The following is a 10,977-nucleotide window of genomic DNA, read 5'->3' as shown; positions in this document are numbered from 1 at the left end:
GGTAAAAGGTGAAGGCTGATCTTCCAGTGGATTTTATGAGGCGCTATTTTATCCTTCCTGACGGTGAAGGAAGATTTTTCATAACCGAAAATACACCCTTTTTCATTGTTGAAGACCTGAGGTTCACTTTCGGAAAAGTCGAGACGGTTCTTGTTGATGAAGAAACCTTTAACGAAAAGATGGAAGATTACATCTCTTCTTTAGAGAGCCGTCTTGAGGAGGGAGAAGAGGCTGAAGGAGCGATATTTGAAGATTTGCTTGCAGGTTCTGACGCTCCGATTATTCAGCTTCTAAACACGATATTTTTAAAAGCCATAAAGGTTGGTGCCAGCGATATTCACTTTGAACCTTACGAAAGGGATGTGATTGTTAAGTTTCGTCTTGACGGTGTTCTTCATGAAGTTACGAGAATTCCCTTTTCAAGTTATCCGAAAGTTGTTTCAAGGGTAAAGGTTATTTCCCGCCTCAATGTGGCTGAGAAACGACTTCCACAGGACGGCCGTATAAAGGTGAGGATTGGTAAAAAGCAGATAGATATGAGGGTTTCAACCCTGCCTACCGTTTTTGGAGAGAGAGTCGTTATAAGGCTTCTTGACCGTTCCCATAAGCTGCTTACGCTGAAAGAGCTGGGATTTTCAGACAGGGACCACGCTGTATTTGAGGATGTTATTACAAAGCCTCATGGACTTATCCTCGTTACAGGTCCCACCGGTTCAGGTAAGACGACAACACTTTATGCTGCCATCCAGAGAATATGGACGCCGGAAAAAAACATTCTGACGGTAGAGGATCCGGTTGAGTATCAGATGGAAGGGATAAATCAGGTGCAGGTTAATCCCAAGATAGGTTTAACCTTTGCTGCCGGTTTGAGAAGCATCTTGAGGCAGGATCCCGACGTTATCATGATAGGAGAAATAAGAGACCTTGAAACTGCCGAGATAGCTGTTCGGGCTTCCATGACGGGGCATCTTGTTTTTTCTACCCTGCATACGAATGATGCCCCTTCCTCTATTGCCCGTTTAACTGACATGGGGGTTGAACCGTTCCTTGTTGCATCTTCCCTTGAGTGTGTTCTTGCCCAGAGACTTGTAAGAAGGGTTTGTTCCCACTGTGCTTTTGAGTATGAACCAACAGAAGAGGAACTTAAAACCATTCACAGTGTTTTAGGGGATGTTAACGTTGTAAGATTGAAGCGTGGAAAGGGCTGCGAAAGGTGTCTTGGCACGGGTTACAGCGGCAGGATTGCCATATATCAGGTTATGAAGATAGATGAGGAGATGAGGGCCCTCATTTCGAGGACCTCAGATACTGAAAAGATAAGGGAACTTGCTAAAAAGAGAGGTATGAGAACGCTACTTGAGGATGGAATGGAGAAGGTTTTATCGGGAATAACAACAGTAGAAGAAGTTCTTCAGGTGGCAAGGGATTAGTTATGGCGGTTTTTGAGTATAAAGCTTACGATTCAAGCGGAAAAGAGGTAAAGGGAAAAGAAGAAGCTCTTTCAGAAGAGCAGTTGAGGCAGATTCTCGAGAAGCAGGGATTGATTCCTTTTGAAATAGTGCCAGCTGGGAAGGTAAAGAGAAAGCGTTTCTCTTTCTCCGTGGGAAAGAAAATTTCCGATTCCGATATCTCACTTATCCTATATGAAATGGGAACCCTTTTTGACAGGGGGATTCACATAACCGATGTTTTTGAAATTCTTGCCAATCAGTTTAGAGGGACGGAGCTTGAAGAAGTTTTTCTTTTATCCCGTTCAAAAGTTGCCGAAGGTATGTCTGTTGGGGAAGCTATGAGAGAGGCAGGCATATTTCCTGATTTTGTTGTTGAGATGGTGCTTGCAGGAGAAGAGTCGGGAGCTCTGGGGAAAGTTCTTATTTCAGCTTCAAAGTTTTTGGAAAGGGAAACTGATTTTAAAGAAAAGATAAAAGGTGCCCTGACCTATCCTGCTATCGTTGTTGTTATAGGCTTCATCTCAATGATTGTTGTGATGAAAGTTGCTGTGCCAAAAATAGTTAAAATTTACACCCAGTTTAACGAGGAAATTCCTCTATCGACAAGGATTATTATGGGATTTTCTTCTGTTCTATCCCTTCTTTTTAAGCTTTTGATTCCGGCTGGAATTTTAATTTTACTCTTTAAGGAAAAAATCTTTACAAGACAGGGAATGGATAGATTGAAATTAAAAATTCCCCTTTTTAGAAACATTCAACTTTTTTCTATCTACAGCTCCTGGGCAGGTACTCTCTCCATTCTCCTTTCAGGCGGTTTGACACTTGATGAAGCCGTAGTGGTGGCAAACAAGACAATAAGCAACTCTATTATTGTTGAAAAGTTTAAAAAACTTCCTGAGTGGATAAGGGAAGGTAAGCGGATGTCTGAGTTTTTGAGCAGAAGCAAAGCGCTTCCCGATGCAGCGGTGCGGCTTGTTGTTATTGGTGAAGAGACGGGAGAACTTGAAGAGATGCTTTCACTTGTAAGCTCAATTTACAGGAAAGAAACGGAAAAACTGATAAATAGGTTTATAACACTCCTTGAACCGGCCACGTTGCTTGTTCTTGCCGTTTTTGTGGCGTTTTTCGTTTTTGCAACGATTCTGCCGATATTTAACCTTTCTGTGAGGTGAATGCAGGGGGCTTAAAGCCCCTGCAGGATTACTGCTTTATCAGAATTTGCGGTCCTTTAAAGCCTGGAAAATCAAGGTATATAAGCACATTGCCGTTTTCATCCTTTAAAAGCGGATAGATTGTGAAGTCAAGAGTAGCCGAACCTATAACGGTTCCTTGTAAGTGCCGCTAATTCATTTTATCAAAAATTATTTAAAAATATTGCATTCGGTCATATGTATAATTTTGTGTAATCGGGGGTGCGGTTAAATAGACTCTGGCGGCAGCAACACCACCATTTATAAGCTTGTATTATTCTTTACCGTTGACATGAAGGGGCAAAAAGTTTATATTTCCTTCTACATGGTTGCCGAGGTAGCTCAGTCGGTAGAGCAGAGGACTGAAAATCCTCGTGTCGGCGGTTCGATTCCGCCCCTCGGCACCATTTTTATTTTCCCTCACTAAAATTACAATAAAAGTTTAATCTTGCATCTTTATCCGCCTGCCCGGGTGGCGGAATAGGCAGACGCACGGGACTTAAAATCCCGGGGCCGCAAGGCCGTGCGGGTTCGATTCCCGCCCCGGGCACCACGGCTTAAATATGAATCACCTGTTCTTCGTAGGGGGGATATTTTTTAACTTTTGAGTATCCACCGCCCGTTATGTGAACAACGATCTTTTCGTTTTCTTTTACGTCTCCATTTTTTATCGCTTTCAATACGCTTGCAACAGTTACACCGCAGGAATAGTCTATTTCGTCCTCTGTAAACGCTTCGAAAGCCTTTTTCGCTGATAGTAGTTCTTCGTTTGTTATTCCGTAAATTTTTCCGTTGCTTTCTCGTATCAATTTAGACAGTAGAGGAATGTTTGTTTTTGCATTACTGAGAACCTTTGCCAGTATCTTTTCTGCAATTTCCGGTTCAGGCACCTTTTCTCCTTGTACGGCGGAAAGAACAGGTGCGTATGGAAGGTTTTGTGATAGGAAAAGTTTTGGCAAAGATTTCTTGGTGGCTTTTGCTGTTTCATATATGCTCATAGGACCTACGCCACCGGATACAGCCTGAAAGTAGATATCAAACTGTGGAAGTCTTCTGAAAAGTCTGTAGAGGCCTTTTATTCGCCATTCATTGGAAAGGCCCCCTTCGTGCTCGTACTTTTCGGGATTTTTAGCCACTAATTCTCTTGAGAAGTCAATGGCGTCATTGTATTCGCCTTTTATTGCGTATATTGTTACAGTTTTTGAAGGTGGTACGGAGATTTTTAGTCCTTCTAAAGCATATTCAGGCAGAACGATGGTTAAGGGCCTTTTGAGGACAGATGCTTTGTAGAAGAATGCTCTTGCTACGTTACCTGCAGATACAACAACTAACTCTTTCTTTCTACGAAAGTATAAAGTTAAACCTGTTATGTAGTCTTTAAATGAACCTGTTGGACATTTTGCGCCAAATTTTTCAAAAAAGCCTGAAAGCAAAACACTTATGTTTTTCCTTCCAAAAAATTCTTCTACGAAAGGTGAATTTTCAACGAAAGAAGACATCAGAATTCGTTGGACGGTCATTTATCCTCCAGATTAACAGGAAAGGTCTGTGCAAATATCTTCTATTCTTTCTATGAGCTCTGGACAGAGAGAATTTTCTCTTACTTTACATCCGCCGCACAGTTCTTTGTATTTGCAGGAAACGCACTCTTTGAAGTAGTTTCTGTCTGCGTATATTTTAGCACCTTCACTTTCAAAGATTTTGTGCAGTTTTGTTTTTTGAAGGTTACCTATGGCTTTCTGTATTAACGGACACGGGAAGACTGAACCGTCGCTTGTTACATAAACAAAATCTTTAACGGCTCTGCATCCCGGGAACACCTTGTAGTAATAAGGCGGGACGAAAGAGCCTTTTTCTTCCATTTTTTTAAGAACGGCCCAGTAGTGGGGAATTGTTGTTGTACAGAGGGCAATATCTTTATACTTGCACTGGAGTTCGTATATAGTTCTCATCGATTCGGCAATTTCATCAAGACTCATTTCAGAATGAGGTAGCTCGATTTCACCTCTTCCAAGTTCAACGTAGTGGAAGATGATGAGGATTTCGGCGCCGAGCTGATGACTCAGCTCCGTTACAAAAGGGAGGTCTTTATAGTTGTACTTTGACATGCATGTTGTGATTCTAAGTGGTATACCGTATTTTTTAACGAGTTCAGCACCTTTCACTGCAAGGTCAAAATTTCCTTTTCCTCTCAGGAAGTCGTGGTTTTCCCTATTTCCATCTATGGCTATGATTATGTCGTCTGCACCGTAGTCTTTGAACTTTTTGACCAGTTCGTCCGTAAGGTATGTGCCGTTTGTAGGCAGTGAAACGTAGAATCCAAGTTTTTTGGCATATTCAAAGATTTCCCAGAATTCAGGATGTAGGGTCGCTTCACCGCCTGTTATCGTCACTTTTTTCCCGTCGGCAAATAGACCGTATTTTTCAAGGTCGAGATTCTTATACTGGTCAAGGACGTCCTTCCAGAAGGAGGCGGGAAGGACGTGTTTGTCAACATTTGTAATGTAATGACAGTACTTACATTTGAGATTACAGGCTCGTGTTATTGATAATTTCAAATCGTACATATAATCACTTCTCCTCTACGTTTTTCAGAGGGCACATTATATCTTCACCGAGGAAACTTCCCGTTTTTGCATAACCTCTTGCTCTGCATCCACCGCATTCCTGTTTATACTCACAATCTCTGCATATTCCGCCAAGCTCTGGCTCGTATCCATACTCTTTCTTAAATGCTTCTTTGAGCTCTTCAAGTTTGGCAGGATTTTTGATTTCATCAAAACCGTAAACATCAGGGTTGAAGCCCCTTGCCAATTTTATTGCTTTAAAGTCGGGTGTGTCTATGGCTATACGGCTGAGTTTTTTCTCTCTTATGTTTCCTACCTTCATGGGAACGTAAGCGCACGGCCACACGTCACCGTTTGGAAGTATATGGAATCTCGTAATTCCAGCAGGGCATCCTATGGGCTTTACCCTCGGAAATACATTTATCTTTCCGGCTTTATACTCTTCTGTCATTTTATCTTTTAGCCATGTTGTATAACACGGAGCACAGATAGGTTTTAACCATACGTTTGACGTTTTCTGCCTTTCATAGATGTATTCAAACACCTCTTTTGCCTCTTCAGGTGTCAGATCGGGAAGGTTTTTGCCTCTACCTGTTGTTATTAAGAATACGAAATATATTCTGTAAGTGCCCAGTTCTTCAGCAAGGTCTATGATTGCCGGAATTTCATCTTTGTTAAGTTTTGAGACCGTCGTATGAAACTGGAATCTCAATCCCATTTTCTTGGCAAGCTTGAGATTTTGATACACCGTTTCAAAACAGCCCTGAAGTCCCCTGATTTCGTCATGTTTTTCACCGACGCCGTCAATGGAAACACCAACACGCCACATACCGGCATCGAGGAGCTTTTTAATGTTTTCTTTGTTAAGAAGCGTTCCGTTTGTAGCCATGACAAGCTGCATTCTTGTGTTTTCAAAGGCAAACTTTATGATGTCGTAGATATCTTCTCTGAGTAGAGGTTCACCACCGGTTATTGCAAATTTAACAGGACCAAAATGTTCCCAGATATCCATGATCAGGGATTTTGCTTCTTCAGTTGTGAGTTCATCAGCCCATTTTCTGCCGTGGCCTGATTCTATTGAGCAGTGTTTGCACTCAAGGTTACATTCGTTTGTACACGCCCAGACAAATTCTCCAGGCAGATAGGAAAAACATCCTAATCCTACAGTATCGTTGTCAAAGATATACTCAAGGTTTACAGCCATTGAATCCTCCTGAAAAAGTCTTTCTACAAAGTATATCAAAAGTGAAGAGGAAAATTGGAAATTCAGGATGTGGTGAAAAGCTCCGGGACAACGCCCGGAGCGAAAAAGTTATTTTTTACAGTGGGCTATGGCCATAAACTCTTCAACTTTTCCTTTATCTTTTGTGGTGAGGCTCACGATGATAAATACAAGTAGAGCAACGGGAATGCTATAGAGGGCAGGATTGACGAGAACGGGAAGTCCCAAGAAAGTTTTTAATTTAAAAAATCTTGCGAACGTGAACAGAAGGGAAACTGCAAGACCGACCCACATGCCAGCGATGATTCCCTGTCTTGTTAGTCCTTTCCACCATACGGTAAGAACAAGGGCAGGTGCAAATGTACTTGCTGCAATTCCAAAGCTCATTCCCACTAACATCCCGACGTTTTGGTTTTTAAGCCATATTGCAAGCAGGAGGGATATTCCAGAGAGAATAAATACCGCTTTTTTAGCAAAAGAGACCCTCTGTTCGTCCGTGCTGTCGGGCCTGAGTATGGAGGCGTAAAGGTCGTGGGCAATGCTTGTTGTAGCGGTGATGAGAAGTCCTGTACAGGTACTGAGCATTGCTGCTAAGGCACCGGCCGCTATAAGTCCTAAGAACAGTTCACCGCCTAATTTCTGACCAAGCATTGGAACTGCCATGTTTGTTGCTATCCCTTTTTTTCCGGTTGCAACTAAGGTTACAAGGTCTGGATACAGGATGTACATGATTGCAAGTCCCACAAAGAGAACAGCAGTGTAGAAGATTGCGAGTCCCCATATGGTGAATTCGATGCTTCGTTGGGCAGCTTTTGCACTTTTAACGGTGTAAAATCTGATGAGAATATGCGGAAGTCCGAGAACCCCGAAGAAAAGTCCGAGAATAAGACTCAAATGGTTCCAGAAATCTCTAAGTCCAACGCCGGGCGTTAATCCTGAAGGTGCGCCGGAAAGGGCAGCTCTTACAGTTTTTATGGCTTCGTGGGCATTGCTTGCATTTTTAACAAGCTCCGGTGCCTGTTTTGCGGCAACAACTGGCGGCACTATCTCTTTTGCTGCTTTAACAATTCCGAAGGGATTTCCTTTAAAGAACATGACAGATGCTGCAATCAGCAGGAGTAGCATTGCACCAAGGAGAACGACACCCTGGATAGCCTGGTTGAATGTTGTTCCTTTCATTCCACCAAGAACAACTAAAACTGTTATTAAAACGCCGGATACGATAACGGTGGTTAGATATTCCCAGCCTAAAAGGAGTCTGAAAAGGTGTCCTGCTCCGACTATCTGGGGCACAAGATATAAAGCTGAGAGAACAAGTGTTATTATCATTGAAATAGTTCTTATGTTTTTATCCTGACCGAAACGTGTTCCTATGACATCTGCAACGGTGAATTTACCTGCATTTTTAAGGGGTCCTGCAACGAGGAACAGAACTGCCATCCATGTAGCGAAGAATCCCAGGGCGAGCCACCACCCATCTATTCCCATTATAGCTATGGCGCCGGCGACACCAAGGAAGCTTGCAGCACTGCAGTAGTCGCCGAACATTGCCATTCCGTTGATTTTCCAGGGAATTTCCCCACCAGCTACAAAAAACGAGCTTGATGTCCTTGTGTGTTTTCTGAAATAGAAGCTTACGTATATGGAGACAAGGACACTTATAGCTACTATTATGAATGCTATTGGATATGTCATTGTGTCTCACCTCCAATTTGTTTGTTTATGTATATTCGGGTTAATATGATTCCGGAAATTACAAGAAATATGCCTGACCATATTCCGAATGGAAGTCCTGCAATCTCAAGAGCGGCGATGTTTTTAAACGGTTTTGATGTTATTATGGCTGCAAAAAAGTAGATAACGCAGAGGATGAAAAAGAGCGTTCCCATTGATTTAAAATTCTCTTTAACAAGAGCAGGGTCATATTTACAGGGAATTTCCTCTTTTCTTTCCTCTTTACCAAGACTTTTTGCAAGGCTCAGTATGTCCTCAATGTTCATCCACCCCTTTCTTACGATGAGAACAGGTCTTTTAGAATTTTCAACTACTGCTTGAGCAATGCTTCCCAGGTATAGTTTTTCCATGCCTTTAATACCGGAATCGCCAAGGATTATAAGGTCTGCATCCTCTTCCTCAGCTGTTTCTAAAATTCCTCCGGCTATTGGACCTGTTTTCTTGACAGTTTTTACTTCTATGCCGTGTTTTCTGGCGTAGATTTCTGCCAGTTTTAAGGGATCATCCGTTACAAAGTGGTCTGGCGGTGCTTCAAGCATCTTTTCCGCTGGAAGGAGAGGAATTGCCTCTTCAACATTCACAACTGTAAGCGGGATTTTCTCTTCCCGTGCAATTTCCACCGCTTTTTTAAATGCACCGAATGAAGCGGAGAAATTGTCCACGGCTACAAGGAGTTTTCGGAACCCCATGTGTCACCTCCATAGATGTAAAAGAAAAGTTAAAGTCATGTAAAAATTATGTAAAATTTTTTACAAAAATGCAAGTTACTTTATATCTGTTTTTATTTATATTGTTACTAAAGAATTCTTCTTTGTGTATAATCGACTTTGAAACATGCAGGTTGAGGAAGTATATGAAGCGGATACTTATTTTTCAGACAGCGTTTATCGGTGACCTTGTTCTTGTATCGTCTCTTATTAAGTCCGTTGCAAAAACTTATTCAGAAGCTGAAGTGTTTTTGGTGTGTAAGAAAGGATATGAGGCGATATATGAAGGGTTTCAGTATCTTAAAGGGGTTATTCCTTATGATAAAAAGGGGATCAGGGGTTTTGCCTCTAAACTGAAAAGTATAAAATTTGATGCCGTTTTCTCACCTCACCGCTCTCATAGAACGGCCACTTTGCTCTTTTTAAGTGGAATACCTTTAAGAGTTGGTTTTGATACGGCTGGTTTTTCGTTTCTCTACACCAGGCGCGTTAAGTATAGACGGAATGTTCACGAGGTGGAGAGAAATATACAGCTCCTCCTTGCCGTTAATAAAGCTGCCAGGGTTGATCTTCAGCCGGAGCTTTTCGTTTCGAAAGACGAGGTTGGAAAGGTCAGGGAAAAGTTTTCTCTGGAATTTCCCTTTGCCGTAATATCTCCCGGTTCCGTCTGGCCTACAAAGAGGTGGCTTCCGGAATACTTTGCTTCTGTTGGAAAATATTTGATTGAAGAAAGGGGACTTGTTCCTGTCATTGTCGGTAGTGCCGCTGATATTCCTGTTGCTGAGAAGGTTTTCAGACAGATTCCTTTTGCTGTGAACACCGCCGGAAAAACGAATTTGAGAGAATTGATGGCGCTTATTGCCGGAAGCAGTGTAGTTATCACAAACGATTCGTCTCCGACCCACTTTGCTTCTGCGTTTAAAAAGCCTGTTGTTACGATGTTTGGTCCTACTGTTAAAGAGTTTGGATTTTATCCTCTTGGTGAAAAGGCTAAGGTGGCTGAAATTCCTCTTTACTGCAGGCCCTGTGGAATTCATGGTGGGAAAAGATGTCGTGAGGGACATTTTAAATGCATGAGGGACCTTACACCTGAAAAGGTTTTCCCTTTAATAGATGAAGTGCTAAAAGATGGTGATTTTGCGGAAAAAAGAGGTGTTGGTAGTTGACACCTTCGGAAATTATCCTATATTTGTTTATCGTCAATTCGGGCGGATAGCTCAGCTGGGAGAGCACCAGCCTTACAAGCTGGGGGTCACAGGTTCGATCCCTGTTCCGCCCACCATTTCCTTCCTTCGGGGACGTAGTTCAGTTCTGGTTAGAACGCCGGCCTGTCACGCCGGAGGTCGCGGGTTCGAGTCCCGTCGTCCCCGCCACTTAAAGGATATCAAGATTTATTTTCTGCTTCCTGCTTTCTAAAGATAGAGCCTTTTTTCTAAAATCCTGTAAGAATTGAGATGCTTCTCTGAACGCTGTTTTTAAATCTTTCTTTATTATCAGAGCAAGCAGGGCTGATGAGAAGGCGCATCCTGTTCCTCTTACTTCTTCTCCGCTTCTTAATGTATGGGATATGATTTCCGTTTTTTTTCCGTTTTGTATAAGAATGTCTTTTACCGTATTGTTTTCAAAAATTCCCTTTACGACTATGCTTCCCCGAAAACTTTTCAGGTATCCCCTGAGTTTCTGGTATTCTGAATAGTTTGGTGTTATTACCGTTGAAGCTTTCATCAGAGGCTCAATTGTTTCTATCTTTTTCACAAAAGCCTTTCCAAGTGTTGGTTTTAAAACAGGATCAAAAACTGCTGGTATTTTCTTTTCTGTAATAAATTCGGCTATCCAGGTATTTAGAGTTTTATCGTAATGGGGGAGTCCTATCTTTATTCCTGCAATTGAAAAGTCTTCATCAACGGCTTTTATCTGTTTTTTTATAAGCTCTGGAGGCTGGAATAGAACGTCTGTAACGCCTTTTGTGTTTTGAGATGTGTTTGCTGTGATTACGGCAGTTCCGTAAAATCCAAAGTGTCTGAATGTTGATATGTCTCTTAATATGCCGGCTCCCCCGGTTGGGTCAAAGCCGGCTATCGTTAACAGAACATCAGGTTTTTCCAT

At 42.1% G+C, this 10,977-nt stretch carries 9 protein-coding genes and 4 tRNA genes; 7 read left to right on the top strand and 6 right to left on the bottom strand.

Annotation, left to right across the window (positions count from 1 at the left end; all coding sequences use genetic code 11):
• Positions 1-8: 8 nt before the first annotated feature.
• From H153_RS0108090 to H153_RS0108075, 4 genes are all read left to right on the top strand, one after another.
• Positions 9-1,430, top strand: a complete 1,422-nt coding sequence (locus tag H153_RS0108090; protein ID WP_022847618.1) for a GspE/PulE family protein — start codon at positions 9-11, stop codon at positions 1,428-1,430.
• Positions 1,431-1,432: 2 nt separating this feature from the next.
• Positions 1,433-2,623 carry a type II secretion system F family protein gene (locus H153_RS0108085; RefSeq protein ID WP_022847617.1) on the top strand — a complete coding sequence of 397 codons (1,191 nt, stop codon included), beginning with the start codon at positions 1,433-1,435 and terminating at the stop codon, positions 2,621-2,623.
• A gap of 349 nt (positions 2,624-2,972) precedes the next feature.
• A tRNA-Phe gene (locus H153_RS0108080) sits at positions 2,973-3,048 on the top strand.
• Positions 3,049-3,107: 59 nt separating this feature from the next.
• A tRNA-Leu gene (locus tag H153_RS0108075) sits at positions 3,108-3,194 on the top strand.
• A gap of 4 nt (positions 3,195-3,198) precedes the next feature.
• Here the strand turns inward: H153_RS0108075 and H153_RS0108070 are convergent.
• The 5 genes from H153_RS0108070 to H153_RS10005 all read right to left on the bottom strand — a co-directional run bounded on the left by H153_RS0108070 (position 3,199) and on the right by H153_RS10005 (position 8,853).
• Complete coding sequence (locus tag H153_RS0108070) at positions 3,199-4,161, bottom strand: pyridoxal-phosphate dependent enzyme (protein ID WP_081638856.1); 963 nt, start codon at positions 4,159-4,161, stop codon at positions 3,199-3,201.
• Positions 4,162-4,173: 12 nt separating this feature from the next.
• The gene (locus tag H153_RS0108065; RefSeq protein WP_022847615.1) at positions 4,174-5,208 is read right to left on the bottom strand and encodes a radical SAM protein; all 1,035 of its coding nucleotides are present in this window, start codon (positions 5,206-5,208) and stop codon (positions 4,174-4,176) included.
• A gap of 4 nt (positions 5,209-5,212) precedes the next feature.
• Positions 5,213-6,412: a radical SAM protein gene (locus tag H153_RS0108060; RefSeq protein WP_022847614.1), complete on the bottom strand. Its 1,200-nt coding sequence runs from the start codon at positions 6,410-6,412 to the stop codon at positions 5,213-5,215.
• A 108-nt stretch (positions 6,413-6,520) separates the two neighbouring features.
• Positions 6,521-8,125, bottom strand: coding sequence for a cation acetate symporter (locus tag H153_RS0108055; RefSeq protein ID WP_022847613.1), 1,605 nt, complete (start codon positions 8,123-8,125; stop codon positions 6,521-6,523).
• Positions 8,122-8,853, bottom strand: coding sequence for a universal stress protein (locus tag H153_RS10005; protein ID WP_022847612.1), 732 nt, complete (start codon positions 8,851-8,853; stop codon positions 8,122-8,124). Before H153_RS10005 ends, H153_RS0108055 begins: the two co-directional genes overlap by 4 nt.
• A 164-nt stretch (positions 8,854-9,017) precedes the next feature.
• Here H153_RS10005 and waaF point away from each other — a divergent pair, with 164 nt between their 5' ends.
• The 3 genes from waaF to H153_RS0108035 all read left to right on the top strand — a co-directional run bounded on the left by waaF (position 9,018) and on the right by H153_RS0108035 (position 10,244).
• Positions 9,018-10,037: a lipopolysaccharide heptosyltransferase II gene (waaF, locus tag H153_RS09675; protein WP_022847611.1), complete on the top strand. Its 1,020-nt coding sequence runs from the start codon at positions 9,018-9,020 to the stop codon at positions 10,035-10,037.
• A 40-nt stretch (positions 10,038-10,077) separates the two neighbouring features.
• Positions 10,078-10,153, top strand: a tRNA-Val gene (locus tag H153_RS0108040).
• 12 nt (positions 10,154-10,165) lie between these two features.
• Positions 10,166-10,244, top strand: a tRNA-Asp gene (locus H153_RS0108035).
• 1 nt (position 10,245) lies between these two features.
• Here the strand turns inward: H153_RS0108035 and H153_RS0108030 are convergent.
• Positions 10,246-10,977 (bottom strand): hydroxymethylpyrimidine/phosphomethylpyrimidine kinase, encoded by a 732-nt coding sequence (locus H153_RS0108030; protein WP_022847610.1) that lies wholly within the window; start codon positions 10,975-10,977, stop codon positions 10,246-10,248.

This window comes from Desulfurobacterium sp. TC5-1 (genome assembly GCF_000421485.1).
Taxonomy (GTDB): domain Bacteria; phylum Aquificota; class Aquificia; order Desulfurobacteriales; family Desulfurobacteriaceae; genus Desulfurobacterium_A.
The sequence above is the reverse complement of the archived record's forward strand: the minus strand, read 5'-3'. Positions and strand labels throughout refer to the sequence as shown.

Bases quoted from the DNA above. Each gene is read 5' to 3' on its own strand.
- H153_RS0108085 (WP_022847617.1), top strand. From the start codon at position 1,433: ATGGCGGTTTTTGAGTATAAAGCTTACGATTCAAGCGGAAAAGAGGTA.
- H153_RS0108070 (WP_081638856.1), bottom strand. From the start codon at position 4,161: ATGACCGTCCAACGAATTCTGATGTCTTCTTTCGTTGAAAATTCACCT.
- H153_RS0108065 (WP_022847615.1), bottom strand. From the start codon at position 5,208: ATGTACGATTTGAAATTATCAATAACACGAGCCTGTAATCTCAAATGT.
- H153_RS0108060 (WP_022847614.1), bottom strand. From the start codon at position 6,412: ATGGCTGTAAACCTTGAGTATATCTTTGACAACGATACTGTAGGATTA.
- H153_RS0108055 (WP_022847613.1), bottom strand. From the start codon at position 8,125: ATGACATATCCAATAGCATTCATAATAGTAGCTATAAGTGTCCTTGTC.
- H153_RS10005 (WP_022847612.1), bottom strand. From the start codon at position 8,853: ATGGGGTTCCGAAAACTCCTTGTAGCCGTGGACAATTTCTCCGCTTCA.
- waaF (WP_022847611.1), top strand. From the start codon at position 9,018: ATGAAGCGGATACTTATTTTTCAGACAGCGTTTATCGGTGACCTTGTT.
- H153_RS0108030 (WP_022847610.1), bottom strand. From the start codon at position 10,977: ATGGAAAAACCTGATGTTCTGTTAACGATAGCCGGCTTTGACCCAACC.